Below are 17,831 nucleotides of genomic sequence, written 5' to 3' on the forward strand. Positions count from 1 at the left end.
CCTTATTCCGCCGCTTCGAGGGCGCGGCCCCGGGCGAGGCCGGAGCACTCGGCGAGCACCCGCGAGGCGCGGGCGATCGGGTTGGTCAGGTAGAAGTCGGCGATCGGCGTGGAGAAGGCCGCCTTCTCCGCCGTGCCCGGAAGGGCGGCGAGCCGATCGAGGGTGGCCGCCGCGTCGCAGGCTCCGACCTGGCCGACCGCCGCGAGATGCGGATACGCCGCATACATCGCCTTGCGGAGTGCGGCGAGCGAATCGTAGGGCAGGCGCTTGCCGAGCACGTCGGAGAGCGCGCGCAGGATCGCCCAATCCTCGCGGGCGTCGCCCGGCGGGAAGCCGGCGCGGTTGGCCATCTGCACCCGGCCCTCGAGGTTGACGTAGGTCGCGCTCTTCTCGGTGTAGGCCGCGCCCGGCAGGATCACGTCAGCGCGGCTCGCGCCGGCATCGCCGTGAGTGCCCTGGTAGATCACGAAGGCGCCCGGCCCGATCACCCGCTCGTCGGCGCCGAGGTTGAATACGACGTCGAGCGCACCCGGCTCCAGCATCTGCGTGAAGCTCAAGCCGCCCTCCCCCGGTACGAAGCCGAGATCGAGGGCACCGACGCGGGCGGCCGCCGTATTGAGCACGCCGAAGCCGTTCCAGCCCTCGGTCACCGCCCCGACATCCTTGGCCAAAGCCGCGGCAGCGGCGAGCGCGCCGAGGCCGCCTTCGCCGACCATGACGAGCGGACGCTCGGCCTTCCTCAGCACGTCGAGGAAGCTGTGCTCGCCCTTGGCGATGGAGCCGAGCGTGTCGGTGCCGGCGCCGAGATAGGTGTAGGGGTAGGTCAGGTCCGGCTGCTCGTCGAGGATCAGGCCGATGGAGACCGGGGCCATGCGCCAGCGCTTGCGGATGCGCACGTTGAGGAGCGAGGCTTCCGTGCGCGGGTTGGCGCCGACGATCAGGATCGCGTCCGCCTGCTCGATGCCGGGGATGGTCGCGCCGAGCGTGTAGGCGGCCCGGCCCCAGGCCGGATCGATCGCCTCGGCCGTCTGGCGCGCGTCGAGGTTGATGACGCCGAGCGAGCCCATCAGCGCCTTGAGGGCGAAGATCTCTTCCGCACCGGCAAGGTCGCCGACGAGGGCGCCGACGCGCTTGGGATCGGCGCCTTTTACCTTGGCGGCAATCGCCGAAAAGGCCTCCCCCCAGGAAGCGGGGCGCAGGCGGCCGTTCTCGCGCAGGAACGGGCGATCGAGGCGCTGGAGGCGCAAGCCGTCGACGACGTGGCGCGTCTTGTCGGAGATCCACTCCTCGTTGATCTCCTCGCTGATGCGCGGCTCGATCTGCATCACCTCGCGGCCGCGGGCATCGATACGGATCGCCGAGCCCACCGCGTCCATCACGTCGACGGATTCGGTCTTGTGCAGCTCCCACGGGCGCACGTTGTAGCTCTGCGGCAGGTGGACGAGAGCGCCGACCGGGCAGAGATCGGCGACGTTGCCCTGAAGCTCCGAGCCCATCGCCTGTTCGAGGTAGCTCGTGATTTCCATGTCCTCGCCGCGGCCGATGGCGCCGAGATCCGGCACGCCGGCCACTTCCGCCAGGAAGCGGACGCAGCGGGTGCAGTGGATGCAGCGGTTCATCGCCGTGCGCACCAGCGGGCCGATATACTTCTCCTCGACCGCCCGCTTGTTCTCGCTGTAGCGGGTCGAGTCGACGCCGTAGGCCATCGCCTGATCCTGCAGATCGCAATGGCCGCCCTGGTCGCAGATCGGGCAATCGAGCGGGTGGTTGATGAGGAGGAACTCCATCACCCCCTCGCGCGCCTTCTTCGTCGTGCCGGAGCGCGTCAGCACCTCCGGCGGCTCGCCGTTCGGGCCGGGACGGCAATCCTTCACCGCGTAGGCGCAGGACGCCACGGGCTTCGGCGCGCCCTTCAGCTCGACGAGGCACATGCGGCAATTGCCGGCGATCGACAGCCGCTCGTGGAAGCAGAAGCGCGGGATCTCCGCGCCCGCGATCTCGCAGGCCTGCAGCAGCGTGTAATCGGCCGGAACATCGACCTCGGTGCCGTCGATGAGGATTTTGGTCATCGGGTCATCTCGAAGGTGAGCATCGGGGCGGCGCTCACTCCGCCGCCATCGGCACCGCATCCATGTGCGGGTTCGCGCTGTACTGGTCGATCCGCTTCTCGATCTCGGGCCGGAAGTGCCGGATCAGGCCCTGGATCGGCCAAGCAGCGGCATCGCCGAGCGCGCAGATCGTGTGGCCCTCGACCTGCTTGGTGACTTCGAGCAGCATGTCGATCTCGCGCTTCTGCGCCCGGCCCGCGGCCATGCGCGTCAGCACGCGCCACATCCAGCCGGTGCCCTCGCGACAGGGCGTGCACTGGCCGCAGGACTCGTGCTTGTAGAAGTACGAGATGCGGGCGATCGCGCCGACGATATCGGTCGACTTATCGAGCACGATCACCGCCGCGGTGCCCAGCCCCGAGCCGAGATTGCGCAGGGTGTCGAAGTCCATCTTGGCGTCGATGATCTGCTCGGCTGGCACCAGCGGCACCGACGAGCCGCCGGGGATGGAACAGAGCAGGTTGTCCCAGCCGCCGCGCATGCCGCCGCAATGCTTGTCGATCAGTTCGCGGAAGGTGATGCCGAGTTCTTCCTCGACGTTGCACGGCTTGTTGACGTGGCCTGACACGCAGAACAGCTTCGTGCCGGTGTTGTTCTTGCCGCCGAGGCCAGCGAACCACGCGCCGCCGCGGCGCAGGATCGTGCCGGCCACCGCGATCGACTCGACGTTGTTCACCGTCGTGGGGCAGCCATAGAGGCCCATATTGGCCGGGAAGGGCGGCTTGAGCCGCGGCATCCCCTTCTTGCCCTCGAGGCTCTCGATCAGCGCCGTTTCTTCGCCGCAGATATAGGCGCCCGCGCCGTGGTGAACGTAGATGTCGAAGGGGTAGTCGTGGACGTTGGACTTGCCGACGAGGCGCGCCTCGTAGGCCTCGTCCACCGCGCGCTGAAGCGCGAACTTCTCCGCCACGTACTCGCCGCGGATATAGATGTAGCAGGCATGCGCCCCCATGGCGAAGGAGGCCAGCATGCAGCCTTCGATCAGGAGATGCGGGTCATGCCGCATGATCTCCCGGTCCTTGCAGGTGCCCGGCTCCGACTCGTCGGCGTTGACGACGAGGTAGTGCGGGCGCCCGTCGGACTTTTTGGGCATGAACGACCATTTGAGGCCGGTGGGGAAGCCGGCGCCGCCGCGACCGCGGAGCCCTGAGCCCTTCATCTCGTCGATGATCCAATCCCGGCCCATGTCGAGCAGGAACTTGGTGCCGTCCCACGCGCCGCGCTTCTTCGCGGCATCGAGCCCCGGCGAGTGCTGGCCGTAGAGATTGGTGAAGATGCGATCCTGATCGGAGAGCATGATCCGCTCCTCAACCCTTGCTGCCGCTAAGGTCGGACGCCTGTCCGACCCAGTTCTCCCGGTCGATCCGGCCGGGGAAGGCGAGGTAGGCGCCAACCCAGGCGACTTCCTGCGGCGACCAAGCCGCGACTTGATCGTAATGCCAGACGCCGAGGTCGTTGAGGCGGCGCTGGTTGATCGGGCCGATGCCCTTGATCTTGGTCAGGTCGTCGGGGCGGTCGTCGCGGGGCGCGTCGAGTCCCCTCGGACGGGTTCCGGCCGCGTCGGCGCGGGCCTCCGGGCTTTCGCCCTCGGGCACGTCGTCGCCGGCGCCGACCGTCGCCGGATGATGCGGCGGCTCGGTGCGCAGGACCCTGTCTTCCTCGACGGCCGGATTCTGGGCAGGCGGCGGCGCGGCATCGCGCGCCTGCGCGCGATCCTCCGGCTTCACCGGCACCTCCCCGGCACTCGCCCGCTCGGCGGGGGCATCGACGGCGTTCGACTCGTTGGCGCGCCCGGCCTGCGGGCGAGCCGGCTTAGTCTCGTCCTTGACGCGGGCCTCGGTCGAGGCAGCCTCATCCTTCTTGATGCCTTCCTCGCCGGCGCCTTCCGTCTGCTCGAAGCGCTTGCGCCACGCGCCGACGCGGGAGCCGTCGAACAGGCTCTCGTCAGTCAGGGTGTGGACCGCGTCCTTGGGCTCGGAGGAGATCCGGCCGATCTGCGAGCCGACCTTGACGGGGCGGCCGGCGGCGAGATCGTCCATGAGCTTGTTCAGGCTCTCAGGGGTGAGATCCTCGTAATAGTCCTGGTTGATCTGCACCATCGGCGCGTTGCAGCAGGCGCCGAGGCACTCGACTTCGAGCCAGGAGAAATTGCCGTCCGCCGAGACGTGGCCGGAGGGGCCGAGACGCTCGTGGAGCGCAGCTTTCAGCTCCTTGGCCCCGCAGCAATCGCAGGGCACGGTGCCGCAAACCTGAATCCAGAACCGGCCGACCGGCTCCAGAGCGAACATCGTGTAGAAGGTCGCAACCTCCAGCACGCGGATATGCGGCATGCCGAGCTGATCGGCGACCGCCTCGATCGCCTTTTGCGGCAGCCAGCCGCCATTCTGCTCCTGCGCCTTCCACAGGAGCGGAATCACGGCCGAGGCCTGCCGACCTTCCGGATACTTTTCGATTTGGCCGCGGGCCCAGTCGGCGTTCTCCGGAGTGAACGCGAAGTCTTGGGGCTGCTCGGCGGCGGGGGCTAGCCTGCGGTTCGCCATGGCGTTTCGACCCGTCTCCTCAGCGGTCCACTTCGCCGAACACGATGTCGAGCGTGCCGAGCACGCAGGACACGTCGGCGAGCAGGTGGCCGCGGCACATCCAATCCATCGCCTGAAGATGGGCGAAGCCCGGAGCGCGGATCTTGCAGCGGTAGGGTTTGTTGGTGCCGTCGGAGACGAGGTAGACGCCGAACTCGCCCTTGGGCGCTTCGACAGCCGCATACACCTCACCCTCGGGCACGTGGAAACCCTCGGTATAGAGCTTGAAGTGGTGGATGAGCGCTTCCATCGAGCGCTTCATCTCCCGGCGCGGCGGCGGCGCGAACTTGCCGTCGAGGGAGGCGATCGGCCCCTGCCCGGCGGGCTCGCGCAGCTTGGCGCAGCACTGCTTCATGATCTTCACGGATTCCCGCATCTCTTCCATGCGGATCACCTGGCGGTCGTAGGTGTCGCCGTTCTTCCCCACGGGGATGTCGAACTCCATCTCCTCGTAGAGTTCGTAGGGCTGCGACTTGCGCAGGTCCCACGGGATGCCGGAGCCGCGCACCATCACGCCGGAGAAACCCCAGGCCATCGCCTCGTCCACCGAGACGATGCCGATGTCGACGTTGCGCTGCTTGAAGATGCGGTTGGCCATGACGAGGTTGTCGAGGTCATCGACCACCTGCAGGAACGGATCGCAGAACGCCTCGATGTCGTCGATCAGCGCGGGCGGCAGGTCCTGATGCACGCCGCCGGGGCGGAAGTAGTTGGCGTGAAGACGAGCGCCGGATGCGCGCTCGTAGAAGATCATCAGCTTCTCACGCTCCTCGAAGCCCCACAGCGGCGGCGTCAGCGCGCCGACGTCCATCGCCTGCGTGGTGACGTTGAGGAGGTGAGAGAGCAGTCGCCCGATCTCGCAGAACAGGGTGCGGATGAGCTGAGCCCGGCGCGGCACCTCGATGCCGGCGAGCTTCTCGATCGCGAGGCAGAAGGCATGCTCCTGATTCATCGGCGACACGTAGTCGAGCCGATCGAAATAGGGCGTCGCCTGGAGGTAGGTCTTGTGCTCGATCAGCTTCTCGGTGCCGCGATGGAGCAGGCCGATATGCGGATCGACCCGCTCGACCACCTCGCCGTCGAGCTCCAGCACGAGGCGCAGCACGCCGTGCGCAGCCGGGTGCTGCGGCCCGAAATTGATCGAGAAATTGCGGATGTTGTGCTCAGACATGACCGCAGCCCTCAGCTCGACTTCTTCTCATCGCCCGGCAGCACGTAGTCCGTACCCTCCCACGGCGACAGGAAGTCGAAGTTGCGGAATTCCTGGGTGAGCTTGACCGGCTCGTAGACGACCCGCGCCTCGTCCTGATCGTAGCGGACCTCGACGAACCCGGTGAGCGGAAAGTCCTTGCGCAGCGGGTGGCCCTCGAAGCCGTAATCGGTCAGCAGCCGGCGCAGATCGGGATGGCCCGAGAACAGGATGCCGTAGAGATCGTAGGTCTCGCGCTCGAACCAGTTCGCCGCCGGGAAGACCGGAATGGCCGAGGGAACCGGCGTCGCGGCGTCGGTCTGCACCTTCACCCGCACGCGCATGTTATGGCGCAGACTGAGCAGGTGATAGACGACGTCGAAGCGGCGTGCCCGCTGCGGGTAGTCGGCGCCGCAGATGTCGATGAAGCAGCGGAAGGCGCAATTCGGATCGTCGCGCAGATAGGTCAGCGCGTAGACGATGTCGCTGCCCTGGACGATCAGCGTCAGCTCGCCGAAGGCGATGGTCCAACCCGTGACCGCGGGACCGAGCGCCCCGGCGATGCGCTCGCCCATGGCGCGGAGCGCATCCTCGCCCTGGGCCGCCGCGACGGTGCGGCGGAGCGTGATGCCGTTGGTGGTGATGGCCTCCATCGTGCCCTCCCTCACCGCTCAATCGTGCCGGTGCGGCGGATTTTCCGCTGCAGCAGCAGCACGCCGTAGAGCAGCGCCTCGGCGCTCGGCGGGCAGCCTGGCACGTAGATGTCCACCGGCACCACCCGGTCGCAGCCGCGCACCACCGAGTAGGAATAGTGATAGTAGCCGCCGCCATTGGCGCAGGAGCCCATGGAGATGACGTAGCGCGGCTCCGGCATCTGGTCGTAGACCTTGCGCAAAGCCGGGGCCATCTTGTTGGTCAGCGTGCCGGCGACGATCATCACGTCGGACTGACGCGGCGAGCCGCGCGGCGCGAAGCCGAAGCGCTCGCAATCGTAGCGCGGCATCGACATCTGCATCATCTCGACCGCGCAGCAGGCGAGACCGAACGTCATCCACATCAGCGAGCCGGTGCGGGCCCAGTTGATGAGTTCGTCGGCGGAGGTGACGAGGAAGCCGCGGTCGGCCAACTCGTTGTTGATCGACAGGAAGGTCGGATCGTTCGCGCCGATCGGGCGGCCGGTCGAGGGATCGATGATCCCTTTGGGCGCCGGCGCGATATCGGGCGCGCGGGAAAAGGTCGGAGTCAGGGCCATCTCTGCCTCTGAGCGAGAGCGGAAGGGAAACGACGCGAGAGCAGCCGCGCCGCTAGTCCCATTCGAGGGCGCCCTTGCGCCACTCGTAGACGAAGCCGACGGTGAGGACGCCGAGGAAGACCATCATCGACCAGAAGCCGAACCAGCCAAGTTCCCCGAAGGTGATCGCCCAGGGAAACAGGAAGGCGACCTCAAGGTCGAAGATGATGAACAGGATCGCCACGAGGTAGAAGCGCACGTCGAATTTCATGCGCGCGTCATCGAACGCGTTGAAACCACACTCGTAGGCGGAGAGTTTTTCGGGGTCGGGGCTCGAATAGGCCACGACGAAAGGCGCGATCAGCAGCGCCACCGCGATGAACAGCGACACGCCGAGGAAAATGATGAGCGGCAGGTAGTCTGCCAGCAGGCCGGTCATGCCGCACCTCTCATATGGTTGCGCGTGAGGATCATGAGCGACGGCCCTCGCGACGGTTTCCGGCATGCAGAATCCCTCGGATGGAATTCCTCCAATGCCAGACTGAGCGCGGGCGAGGCTTAGACGAGCCCCCCCGGCGAAACAAGGGCATTGCGCGTCGCACAATCACCTCTTTGCCTGACAGATGGGGGTATCCGTGCCTCGGACGGCGAGACGGATCGGCGCATGCCCTGCCACGCTTGAGCTTTGCCGTTTCATCCCTGCCGTCTCATCGGCTTTTACTCCTGACACGCGGCCTGGCATTTGGCATACCAAGAGGGGTCGCCACAAGAGCGCTCGCTACACCTCCGTTCCCATGCAGGCCGAAGCGCTGCCGCCGTATCGAGGACCCATGTGCTCCGACGCGGTCTTCCGAGACGTCGCATCCATGCCCCGTCGTCGAACCGTCGCATTCCGCGATTCTGCGGCTTGACAGCCCAGAGCGGCCCACCTAAACCCCGCCTCGTCGCCGACACGAGCCCAGCCGGCCGGCGACGCAGAACGCGGGCGTAGCTCAGTCGGTTAGAGTGCCGGCCTGTCACGCCGGAGGTCGCGGGTTCGAGCCCCGTCGCCCGCGCCATGTTCCCAGCTTCAAGCCGGAACATCTCCTTCCAGAAGGTCGCCCGATGATCGCCTTGCGCCAACGCTTGTTGGTGGGCGCCGTCACACCTCGCTCGAGCGTGTCCGCGATGTCACAGAGGCCTGCCTCATCAGACACCGGCAGCTGGCCGCCGCGGTTTCGCCGCACCGTCCGCGGAAGCGGGCGCCTCCTGTGGCAATCCCATTCACCTCGATGCCGAACCTGCGCCTCTCCGTCGTTGCGACTCTGACTATCCTCATGCTCGCCGGCTGCGGCGGCTCCCCTGTGCTCGATGCAGGGACGCCGACATTGCCCGTGATCCTCGACGAGCAGGCGGCCGCCGCCGCGATCTCCCGCTACCGGGCGCAGCATGGTCTCGGTCCGGTCACCCTCGATCGCAGCCTGATCACCGCAGCCTCGTTCCAGGCGAGAGCCAACGCGAGCGCGGGGCGGCTCAGCCACGAGATTGCCGGCAGCTTCGACAGCCGTATGGCGAGCGCCGGGCTCGGCAAGCGCTACGCCTCGGAGAACCTCAGCGCGGGCTCGGAGACCTTCGAGCAAGTGCTCGCCCGCTGGAAGGCCTCGCCCGAGCACAACCGCAACATGCTGATGCCGCAGTTGCGCCGGGTCGGCATCGCCCGGGTCGATGCTCCGGCGACGCGCTACAAGCGCTACTGGGCGCTCGTGATGGCGGGCGAGTGAGGCGAACGGCCCGGGCCCGAGGGGACCGGGCCGCCGACATCACTGAACCTGGGCGAGCAGCGGTTCCATGCGCTTCTGCGTCAGCTTGTTGTGCTGGACGCTCTTGGCCGCTTCGAGGTTGTCGCGCTTGTCGCCGACCACGACCAGGGCGACCATGCCCATCATGTAATGCGGCGAGCATTTGAAGCCGTAGACGCCTTCCTTGTCGAACTTGACCACGGCCTCCTGCCCCACGGCCGACTTCACGTACTCCGCGCCCTCCGGCGCCATGCCCTTGATGGTCTCGACGTTGTGCCCCTTGTCGGTGGGCACGAACTTGATGCTGTCGCCGGGCTTCAACCGGACGAAGGCGGGATCGAACACCATCATTCCGCCCGGCCCGCTGTTCAGCATCTTGACCGAGACCTCGTCAGCCATCGCCGGCAAGGTCACGGCGAGAGCGGCGGCGGCCACCAAAGCCCTGAAGATCATTGCCTGTTTCCTCATAATAATTCTTACTATCATCGACAAACCCGTCGATATACACGAAATATAGAATCCATACCGATCCATCAAATCGATATTTTATTGCGAAATTGATTAGTTATACTTCGATATGCACCACTGCGGCGGCCCTGCGCGGCATAGGCCGGGCGGCCCTTTCAAACCCGCGCGGCTGCGTGTAAACGCGGGGCTTGACGATCATCCCAGCGCCTGCGCCCCCTTGGCGCCGCCTTCGAAACGGCGGTGCGCGAGGGCGAGCGCGCGCGAACTCGATTCAAGGCGCTCAATGCCGAAACGCACCGACATCTCCTCCATTCTCATCATCGGTGCGGGCCCCATCATCATCGGGCAGGCCTGCGAATTCGATTATTCCGGCACCCAGGCCTGCAAGGCCCTGCGGGAAGAGGGCTATCGGATCGTCCTGGTGAATTCGAACCCGGCGACGATCATGACCGACCCGGACATGGCCGACGCCACCTATGTCGAGCCGATCACCCCGGAGATCGTCGCCAAGATCATCGAGAAGGAGCGGCCGGACGCGTTGCTGCCGACCATGGGCGGACAGACCGCGCTGAACTGCGCGCTGTCCTTGAAGCGCATGGGCGTGCTGGAAAAGTTCGGCGTGCAGATGATCGGCGCCACGGCCGAAGCGATTGACAAGGCGGAAGACCGCAACCTCTTCCGCGATGCAATGACCAAGATTGGCCTGGAGACGCCAAAATCGGCGCTCGCCAACGCCTCCGCCGCCAAGAAGGCCGACCGCGACCGCTACCTCGCCGAGAAGGCTCGCATCGAGGCGGCGCAGTCGGATGCGGCTTCCCGCGAAGCGGCGCTCGCCGAGTTCGAGCGGCAGTGGAGCGGGGGCGAGGGCGACCGGCGCCGCCGCTACATCGAGCACGCGCTCGGCCAGGCCCTGATCGCGCTGGCCGAAGTCGGCCTGCCGGCAATCATCCGCCCGTCCTTCACCATGGGCGGCACCGGCGGCGGCATCGCCTACAACCGCGAGGAATTCCTCGAGATCGTCGAGCGCGGCATCGACGCCTCGCCGACCAACGAGGTGCTGATCGAGGAGAGCGTGCTCGGCTGGAAGGAGTACGAGATGGAGGTCGTCCGCGACAAGGCGGACAACTGCATCATCGTCTGCTCGATCGAGAACGTCGATCCGATGGGCGTCCATACCGGCGATTCCATCACCGTCGCCCCGGCGCTGACGCTCACCGACAAAGAATATCAGGTGATGCGCGACGCCTCGCTCGCCGTGCTGCGCGAGATCGGCGTCGAGACCGGCGGCTCGAACGTGCAGTTCGCGATCGACCCGAAGACGGGCCGGATGATCGTGATCGAGATGAACCCGCGCGTGTCGCGCTCCTCCGCGCTCGCCTCGAAGGCCACCGGCTTCCCGATCGCCAAGGTCGCGGCCAAGCTCGCCGTCGGCTACACGCTCGACGAGATCGCCAACGACATCACCGGCGGCGCGACCCCGGCCTCGTTCGAGCCGACGATCGACTACGTCGTCACCAAGATCCCGCGCTTCGCCTTCGAGAAATTCCCCGGCGCCGAGCCGACCCTGACCACCGCGATGAAGTCGGTGGGTGAGGCGATGGCGATCGGCCGCTGCTTCGCGGAATCCTTGCAGAAGGCCCTGCGCTCGCTGGAGACGGGGCTGACCGGCCTCGACGAGATCGAGATCGAGGGCCTCGGCAAGGGCGACGACCACAACGCGATCAAGGCGGCCCTCGGCACGCCGACGCCCGACCGCCTGCTCAAGGTCGCCCAGGCGATGCGCCTCGGAATCAGCCACGAGGAGATCTACGCCTCCTGCGCGATCGATCCGTGGTTCCTGGAGCAGCTCCAGGCCATCGTCGATCTGGAGAACCGGGTGAAGGCGCATGGCCTGCCGATAACTGCAGGCGCCTTCCGCCAGCTCAAGGCCGCCGGCTTCTCCGACGCACGGCTCGCCGTGCTGGCGGATACCGACGAGGACGCGGTGCGCGCCGCCCGCCGGGCCCTCGGCGTGCGCCCGGTCTTCAAGCGGATCGACACCTGCGCCGCCGAGTTCAAGGCGCCGACCGCCTACATGTACTCGACCTACGTCGCCCCCTTCGCCGGCCAGACCGCCGACGAGGCGTACCCGTCCGACAAGAAGAAGGTCATCATCCTCGGGGGCGGCCCGAATCGGATCGGTCAGGGCATCGAGTTCGATTATTGCTGCTGCCACGCCTGCTTCGCGCTGACTGAGGCCGGCTACGAGACCATCATGGTCAACTGCAATCCGGAGACGGTCTCGACCGACTACGACACCTCCGACCGGCTCTATTTCGAGCCGCTGACGGCGGAGGACGTGCTCGAGATCATCGAGACCGAGCGGCAGGCGGGCCAGCTCCACGGCGTGATCGTGCAGTTCGGCGGGCAGACCCCGCTCAAGCTCGCCCGCGCCCTGGAAGGCGCCGGCGTGCCGATCCTCGGCACTTCGCCGGACGCGATCGACCTCGCCGAGGACCGCGACCAGTTCAAGCGCCTGCTGGACAAGCTCGGTCTCAAGCAGCCCAAGAACGGCATCGCCTACTCGGTGGAGCAGAGCCGGCTGGTGGCGGCCGAACTCGGCCTGCCCTTCGTCGTGCGCCCGAGCTACGTGCTCGGCGGGCGCGCCATGGCGATCATCCGCGACGAGACGCAGTTCGCCGAGTACCTGCTGGGCACCCTCCCGAGCCTGATCCCGTCCGACATCAAGGCGCGCTACCCCAACGACAAGACGGGGCAGATCAACACGGTGCTGGGCAAGAACCCGCTCCTGTTCGACCGCTACCTCTCAGACGCGACCGAGGTCGATGTCGATGCGGTCTGCGACGGGTCGAGCGTGTTCATCGCCGGCATCATGGAGCACATCGAGGAGGCGGGCATCCATTCGGGCGATTCCGCCTGCTCGCTACCGCCACGCACCCTGTCGCCCGAGATCATCGCGGAACTGGAGCGCCAGACGAAGGCGATGGCGCTGGCCCTCAAGGTCGGCGGCCTGATGAACGTGCAGTACGCGATCAAGGACGGCGCGATCTACGTGCTGGAAGTGAACCCGCGCGCCTCGCGTACGGTCCCCTTCGTCGCCAAGGTGATCGGCGAGCCGATCGCCAAGATCGCCGCGCGGATCATGGCCGGCGAGCGGCTCGACAGCTTCGGCCTCAAGCCGAAGCAGCTCGACCACATCGCGGTGAAGGAGGCGGTGTTCCCCTTCGCCCGCTTCCCCGGCGTCGACGTGCTGCTCGGGCCAGAGATGCGCTCCACCGGCGAGGTGATCGGGCTGGATGCCGGCTTCGGCGTGGCGTTCGCCAAGAGCCAGCTCGGCTCCGGCACGGCGGTGCCGCGCACCGGCACGGTGTTCGTCTCCGTGCGCGACGACGACAAGCCCCGCGTGCTGCCGACGATCCGGCTGTTGTCGGAGCTCGGCTTCACCATCCTCGCGACCGGCGGCACCCAGCGCTACCTGGCGGACGAGGGCATCCCGACCCAGCGCATCAACAAGGTGCTGGAGGGCCGGCCCCACATCGTCGATTCGATCAAGAACGGCGACATCGCGCTCGTGATCAACACGACCGAGGGGGCCGGTGCGCTCTCCGACTCGCGCTCGCTGCGCCGGGCGGCCCTCTTGCATAAAGTGCCGTACTACACCACTCTCGCCGGCGCGATGGCGGCGGCCGAGGGGATCAAGGCCTATCTCGAAGGCGATCTCCAGGTGCGTGCCTTGCAGGAATACTTCGCGGCCTAAATAGACGTTCGTGTGCCGGGTGGCCCGCCGCGCGGAGGCGGGCGGCCTGGGACCACACATCGAGAGCCGTTATCCCGGCCCGGAAGGAGTGTTTCGCTCCGGCCGGGCCTCTTCATTGTGGCGCGAGACCATGAGCATCGACAAGCTTCCCATCACGGCACGCGGCTACGCAGCCCTCGAGGAAGAGCTGAAGCAGCGCCAGCAGGTGGAACGTCCCCGGATCATCCAGGCGATTTCCGAGGCCCGCGCGCTTGGCGACCTCTCCGAGAACGCCGAGTACCACGCCGCCAAGGAGGCCCAGTCGCACAACGAGGGCCGGGTGCTCGAACTCGAGAGCATGATCGCGCGCGCCGAGATCATCGACACCTCGAAGCTGTCGGGCTCGAAGATCAAGTTCGGCGCCCGCGTGAAGCTCGTGGACGAGGACACCGAGGAGGAGAAGACCTACCAGCTCGTCGGGGAGCCGGAGGCGGATGTTCGCGAGGGCCGCGTCTCGATCTCCTCGCCCATTGCCCGCGCCCTGATCGGCAAGACGGTCGGCGACACGGTGGAGGTCACGACGCCGGGCGGCGGCAAGTCCTACGAGGTCGTCGCCGTCGAATGGGGAGCCTGAGCCCCGTGCGCGTCCTCGGCCTCGCGGCCGCGCTCGGCCTCTTGGCCACGCTTGGCCTCTCGGCCGGAGCCATGCTCACCGTCCCGGCCGCGGCGCAGGATTTCGGCCGTTTCGGCGGCATTGCCGTCGATGTGCGACCGTTGCAGGCCTATGCCAGGGGCCCGCAGACCGAAGCGCTGCGGGCAGACCTGACGGAGGCCCTGCGGCGCAGCTTCAGTGACCGCATCATGCGCGGCGGCCCCACGCTGGTGGTGCGCGTGAGCGGCCTGTCGCTCACACCCTATGCCGGCAGCGAGGGCTTCGGCCGCGGCGGCAGCCTCGGCGGCGGCGGCGCGACCGATTACCTCGACGGCGAGGCCCTGCTGGTCGGGCGCGGAGGCGAGATCCTCGCGCGCCACCCGCAGCTCTCGGCTTTGCCCGCGAGTTCCGGCGGTGCGTGGTATGATCCGGCCTCCGAGCGGCGGCGGGTCGCAGCGCTCGCCGAGCACTACGCGCAGTGGCTGCGGCGGAGATTCCCGGCGCAGTAGGCCGGGTTTCGTGGGACCAAGGGTTTGCGTCGCGTGAACGAACAAAGGCCGGCAAAGGCCGACCGCAGCGGACCGCCGGAACTCGCGCGGGCCCGCACTTGGATTCTCACCGACGGCAAGGCCGGCGACGAGAACCAGTGCCTCGGCATCGCCGAGGCGCTCGGCCTCACCTACGAGACGCGGCGGATTCCGGACGGACGCCCCCTGACTTGGATGGCCCCCTGGGGACCGATCGATCCGCGGGACGCGCCGGGCCGGGCCGGGGGCCTGCTGCAAGGCCCGCTGCCCGACGTGCTGATCGCCTCGGGGCGGCGCGCCGTGCCCTATCTGCGCGCCCTGCGCCGGGCCTCCGGCGGCAAGACATTCACCGCCTTTCTCAAGGATCCGCGCACCGGCCACGACACCGCGGACTTCATCTGGGTTCCTGACTACGACGACCTGCGCGGGCCGAACGTCTTCACCACGCTCACCGCGCCGCACCCTGTCTCCCGCGCCCGGCTCGACGCGGCCCGCACAACGCCCGACCCGCGGCTCGCGCGCCTGCCCTGGCCGCGCATCGCCGTGCTGATCGGCGGCGATAGCCGGCACCTGCGCTACCGCAAGGCCGACATGCAGCGGCTCGTGCGGGACCTCACCAAGCTCGCCGAGGGCGGCTGCTCGCTGATGCTGACGGTCTCGCGGCGCACGCCGCCGGAGCTGCGCACCGCGCTGGAAAATTTGGTGAGGGACAAGGGCGGGTTCTTCTGGGACGGCAGCGGCGATAACCCTTACGTCGGCATGCTGGCGATCGCCGACCACATCGTCGTCACCTCCGATTCCGCCAACATGGTCGGCGAGGCTGCGAGCACCGGCGTGCCCCTCCTGCTGTTCGACCTGCCGCGCACCTATATCCGACACAGGCGGATGTTCGCGGGCCTGGCCATGGCTGGTGCGCTGAAGCCCTTCATCGGCCGCCTGGAGGCCCTGCGCTACGCCCCGATCGACGCGACGCCGGAGATCGCCGCAGCCCTGGCCGAGGCGTATGGGCAGCATCGACGGCGCTTCGCGCCGGGGTCACCGGGGGACGATCGTCCCGCGCTCGCCTCGTCAGCGCGCAGGTCGCTCTAAGGCTGCGGCTAGACAAGACGGGACGTTTCCACGCGTCCCGATCTTCGGAAGGAAATGTTTGCTCGTGCCGTGCAGGATCGGGCGGGACGCAACATAGGACGAGTGGACGGCCGGCCTTTCAGAAGACCGTGCCCGCCCCTGACAGGAGACGGCACAGATGGCGCACACTCATGCGAGGCTCGTGATCATCGGCTCGGGGCCGGCCGGCTACACCGCCGCGATCTACGCTGCCCGCGCCATGGTCGAGCCCCTGCTGATCTCGGGCTTCCAGCCCGGCGGGCAGTTGATGATCACCACCGACGTGGAGAACTATCCGGGCTTTGCCGAGGCGATCCAGGGCCCCTGGCTGATGGAGCAGATGCGCCTCCAGGCCGAGCATGTCGGCACCAAGATCGTTTCGGAGTACATCACGAGCGTCGATCTCAACGTCCGCCCGTTCCGGCTCGAGGCCGATTCCGGCGAGACCTACACCTGCGACGCGCTGATCATCGCCACCGGCGCCCAGGCGAAATGGCTCGGCCTTCCCTCGGAGGCGAAGTTCCAGGGCTTCGGCGTCTCGGCCTGCGCCACCTGCGACGGCTTCTTCTTCCGCGGCAAGGACGTCACCGTGGTCGGCGGCGGCAACACCGCGGTCGAGGAAGCACTCTATCTGGCCAACCTCGCCAAGTCGGTCACCGTCATCCACCGCCGCGGCGAGTTCCGCGCCGAGCGCATCCTGCAGGAGCGCCTGTTCAAGCACGCCAACGTCACGGTGAAGTGGCACCACGCGGTGGAGGAGATCTGCGGCTCCGACGCGCCGCCCTCCGTCACGCATCTGCGCCTCAAGGACCTGCGCACCGGCGAGATCGTCGAGCAGCCCACCGACGGCCTGTTCGTCGCCATCGGCCACCAGCCGGCTACCGCGATCTTCGAGGGCCAGTTGCCGATGCGGCACGGCGGCTACATCAACGTGACGCCGGGCACCACGGCGACCGAGATTCCGGGCGTGTTCGCGGCCGGCGACGTCACCGACGACGTCTACCGCCAGGCGATCACCGCGGCCGGCATGGGCTGCATGGCCGCGCTGGAGGCGGAGAAGTTCCTCGCCAATCTCGATGTCGGAGAGAGCCCGGCCAAGGCCGCGGCCGAGTAAAAGACCTCTCGAAACGCCCGATCACCGGCCGTCGTCGCACCGGCAGCGGTCCGGCGGGCGTTTTGCGAGGACACCGAACCACCGGGCCGGTGGCCCGCGCGCGTTGGGTCTTGTGTGCGCGTTTCAAGTACTGCTCAAAAGAAGGCCCGCCCCACCGTCGTGTCGGACGCGCAGACCGAGCGGGAACCGACGCTGTCGAAGCATTCAAGACGTTGTTCGATACGCATTTCCCTGTTGATGGCGAAAAAGACGCAACGAAATCGCAAGCTTGCCGCCCTAACCTGAAGGCTGCGGGAGCCGGCAGGTTTCGCAAAGGAGCCTTCCGCTGGGCACGGCGGAGTAGCAGACTGGCGTCGTGCAACGCCCGAAGGTCGTGGTCCCCGTGACGGGCTGACCGCGACGGGCCGACCTCGACGGGCGGGAGTGACGGCCTTGGATTGGGATAAGATCCGGATTTTCCTCAACGTCGCGGAGGCCGGGAGCTTCACGCGGGCAGGCGACGACATCGGCCTCAGCCAGTCGGCGGTGAGCCGGCAGATCAGTGCGCTCGAGCGCGAGTTGAAGGCCCCCCTGTTCCACCGGCACGCCCGCGGCCTGATCCTGACCGAGCAGGGCGACCTGCTGTTCCGCGCCGCCCGCGACATGAAGCTTCGGCTGGAGAACACCCGCGCCCGCCTCGTCGAGACCAGTGAGCGCCCCTCCGGCGACCTGCGGGTGACGACGACCGTGGGGCTGGGCACCTCTTGGCTGTCACAGCGTGTCTCCGAGTTTCTCGATCTCTACCCGGACGTGCGGATCGAGTTGGTGCTCACCAACGAGGAACTCGATCTCGCCATGCGCGAGGCCGACATCGCCATCCGCATGCGCCGTCCGGCCCAGCCCGACCTGATCCAGCGGCGGCTGTTCACGGTGCACTACCACGCCTTCGCGAGCCCCGATTACGTCAAGCGCTTCGGCGAGCCCAAGACCATTGCCGATCTCGACGAACACCGCCTCGTCTCCTTCGGCGGCAACGAGCCGTCCTACCTGCTCGCCACCCACTACCTCGCCAGCATCGGCCGCGAGGGCGACGAGCGCCGTCCGGTCCATTTCACGGTCAACAACATCACGGCGCTCCACAAGGCGATGGAGGCGGGCGTCGGTGTCGGCATCCTGCCGGACTACGCCGTCGACGGGAACGAGAGCCTCGTCCAGGTGCTGCGCGAGAGTGAGATGCCGACGATGGAAAGCTATCTCGTCTATGCCGAGGAAATGCGCTCGGTCGCCCGCGTCCAGGCATTCCGTGATTTCCTCGTGAACAAGGCGCAGCGCTGGACTTACTGAAAGCTTGGCCGCAACGTCC

The 17,831-nt window shown here is 67.4% G+C and carries 15 protein-coding genes and 1 tRNA gene; 8 read left to right on the forward strand and 8 right to left on the reverse strand.

Annotated elements, in window-relative coordinates; genetic code table 11:
• Positions 1-2: 2 nt before the first annotated feature.
• The 7 genes from nuoG to LPC10_RS05270 are packed head-to-tail and all read right to left on the reverse strand — an operon-like array spanning position 3 to position 7,546.
• Positions 3-2,069, reverse strand: coding sequence for an NADH-quinone oxidoreductase subunit NuoG (gene nuoG, locus LPC10_RS05240; RefSeq protein ID WP_231345762.1), 2,067 nt, complete (start codon positions 2,067-2,069; stop codon positions 3-5).
• A 34-nt stretch (positions 2,070-2,103) separates the two neighbouring features.
• Positions 2,104-3,405 carry an NADH-quinone oxidoreductase subunit NuoF gene (gene nuoF / locus LPC10_RS05245; protein ID WP_231345763.1) on the reverse strand — a complete coding sequence of 434 codons (1,302 nt, stop codon included), beginning with the start codon at positions 3,403-3,405 and terminating at the stop codon, positions 2,104-2,106.
• Between the two features lie 10 nt (positions 3,406-3,415).
• The gene (gene nuoE, locus LPC10_RS05250; protein WP_231345764.1) at positions 3,416-4,648 is read right to left on the reverse strand and encodes an NADH-quinone oxidoreductase subunit NuoE; all 1,233 of its coding nucleotides are present in this window, start codon (positions 4,646-4,648) and stop codon (positions 3,416-3,418) included.
• A gap of 19 nt (positions 4,649-4,667) precedes the next feature.
• The gene (locus LPC10_RS05255; protein ID WP_108939007.1) at positions 4,668-5,858 is read right to left on the reverse strand and encodes an NADH-quinone oxidoreductase subunit D; all 1,191 of its coding nucleotides are present in this window, start codon (positions 5,856-5,858) and stop codon (positions 4,668-4,670) included.
• A gap of 11 nt (positions 5,859-5,869) precedes the next feature.
• Positions 5,870-6,529: an NADH-quinone oxidoreductase subunit C gene (locus LPC10_RS05260; protein ID WP_231346970.1), complete on the reverse strand. Its 660-nt coding sequence runs from the start codon at positions 6,527-6,529 to the stop codon at positions 5,870-5,872.
• Between the two features lie 11 nt (positions 6,530-6,540).
• Positions 6,541-7,128 carry an NADH-quinone oxidoreductase subunit B family protein gene (locus LPC10_RS05265; protein ID WP_231345765.1) on the reverse strand — a complete coding sequence of 196 codons (588 nt, stop codon included), beginning with the start codon at positions 7,126-7,128 and terminating at the stop codon, positions 6,541-6,543.
• Between the two features lie 52 nt (positions 7,129-7,180).
• Positions 7,181-7,546 carry an NADH-quinone oxidoreductase subunit A gene (locus LPC10_RS05270; protein WP_108939010.1) on the reverse strand — a complete coding sequence of 122 codons (366 nt, stop codon included), beginning with the start codon at positions 7,544-7,546 and terminating at the stop codon, positions 7,181-7,183.
• A gap of 542 nt (positions 7,547-8,088) precedes the next feature.
• Here LPC10_RS05270 and LPC10_RS05275 point away from each other — a divergent pair.
• Both LPC10_RS05275 and LPC10_RS05280 read left to right on the forward strand, forming a co-directional pair.
• A tRNA-Asp gene (locus LPC10_RS05275) sits at positions 8,089-8,165 on the forward strand.
• A 213-nt stretch (positions 8,166-8,378) separates the two neighbouring features.
• Entirely contained in the window at positions 8,379-8,867 is a 489-nt protein-coding gene (locus LPC10_RS05280) for a CAP domain-containing protein (RefSeq protein WP_231346971.1), read from the forward strand.
• 39 nt (positions 8,868-8,906) lie between these two features.
• Here LPC10_RS05280 and LPC10_RS05285 read toward each other — a convergent pair whose 3' ends face one another.
• On the reverse strand, positions 8,907-9,338 hold the full coding sequence (locus LPC10_RS05285; RefSeq protein WP_231345766.1) for a pseudoazurin: 432 nt from the start codon (positions 9,336-9,338) through the stop codon (positions 8,907-8,909).
• Between the two features lie 298 nt (positions 9,339-9,636).
• On the opposite strand from LPC10_RS05285, the gene carB reads away from it, so the two are divergent.
• The 6 genes from carB (at position 9,637) to LPC10_RS05315 (ending at position 17,812) form a co-directional block, all read left to right on the forward strand.
• On the forward strand, positions 9,637-13,110 hold the full coding sequence (carB, locus tag LPC10_RS05290; protein ID WP_231345767.1) for a carbamoyl-phosphate synthase large subunit: 3,474 nt from the start codon (positions 9,637-9,639) through the stop codon (positions 13,108-13,110).
• A gap of 136 nt (positions 13,111-13,246) precedes the next feature.
• Complete coding sequence (gene greA / locus LPC10_RS05295; protein ID WP_197711636.1) at positions 13,247-13,723, forward strand: transcription elongation factor GreA; 477 nt, start codon at positions 13,247-13,249, stop codon at positions 13,721-13,723.
• Between the two features lie 5 nt (positions 13,724-13,728).
• Positions 13,729-14,250, forward strand: a complete 522-nt coding sequence (locus LPC10_RS05300; RefSeq protein ID WP_231345768.1) for a hypothetical protein — start codon at positions 13,729-13,731, stop codon at positions 14,248-14,250.
• Between the two features lie 33 nt (positions 14,251-14,283).
• On the forward strand, positions 14,284-15,357 hold the full coding sequence (locus LPC10_RS05305) for a mitochondrial fission ELM1 family protein (protein ID WP_231345769.1): 1,074 nt from the start codon (positions 14,284-14,286) through the stop codon (positions 15,355-15,357).
• A gap of 157 nt (positions 15,358-15,514) precedes the next feature.
• Positions 15,515-16,489 carry a thioredoxin-disulfide reductase gene (gene trxB / locus LPC10_RS05310; RefSeq protein ID WP_231345770.1) on the forward strand — a complete coding sequence of 325 codons (975 nt, stop codon included), beginning with the start codon at positions 15,515-15,517 and terminating at the stop codon, positions 16,487-16,489.
• 432 nt (positions 16,490-16,921) lie between these two features.
• Positions 16,922-17,812, forward strand: a complete 891-nt coding sequence (locus LPC10_RS05315; protein WP_060772152.1) for a LysR family transcriptional regulator — start codon at positions 16,922-16,924, stop codon at positions 17,810-17,812.
• The last annotated feature ends 19 nt before the right edge of the window (positions 17,813-17,831 follow it).

The sequence above is a fragment of the Methylorubrum sp. B1-46 genome, assembly GCF_021117295.1.
In the GTDB taxonomy this organism is placed as follows: Bacteria; Pseudomonadota; Alphaproteobacteria; order Rhizobiales; family Beijerinckiaceae; genus Methylobacterium.

Bases quoted from the DNA above. Each gene is read 5' to 3' on its own strand.
- LPC10_RS05260 (WP_231346970.1), bottom strand. From the start codon at position 6,529: ATGGAGGCCATCACCACCAACGGCATCACGCTCCGCCGCACCGTCGCG.
- nuoF (WP_231345763.1), bottom strand. From the start codon at position 3,405: ATGCTCTCCGATCAGGATCGCATCTTCACCAATCTCTACGGCCAGCAC.
- LPC10_RS05255 (WP_108939007.1), bottom strand. From the start codon at position 5,858: ATGTCTGAGCACAACATCCGCAATTTCTCGATCAATTTCGGGCCGCAG.
- nuoE (WP_231345764.1), bottom strand. From the start codon at position 4,648: ATGGCGAACCGCAGGCTAGCCCCCGCCGCCGAGCAGCCCCAAGACTTC.
- trxB (WP_231345770.1), top strand. From the start codon at position 15,515: ATGGCGCACACTCATGCGAGGCTCGTGATCATCGGCTCGGGGCCGGCC.
- LPC10_RS05285 (WP_231345766.1), bottom strand. From the start codon at position 9,338: ATGATCTTCAGGGCTTTGGTGGCCGCCGCCGCTCTCGCCGTGACCTTG.
- LPC10_RS05265 (WP_231345765.1), bottom strand. From the start codon at position 7,128: ATGGCCCTGACTCCGACCTTTTCCCGCGCGCCCGATATCGCGCCGGCG.
- LPC10_RS05270 (WP_108939010.1), bottom strand. From the start codon at position 7,546: ATGACCGGCCTGCTGGCAGACTACCTGCCGCTCATCATTTTCCTCGGC.
- nuoG (WP_231345762.1), bottom strand. From the start codon at position 2,069: ATGACCAAAATCCTCATCGACGGCACCGAGGTCGATGTTCCGGCCGAT.
- LPC10_RS05280 (WP_231346971.1), top strand. From the start codon at position 8,379: ATGCCGAACCTGCGCCTCTCCGTCGTTGCGACTCTGACTATCCTCATG.
- carB (WP_231345767.1), top strand. From the start codon at position 9,637: ATGCCGAAACGCACCGACATCTCCTCCATTCTCATCATCGGTGCGGGC.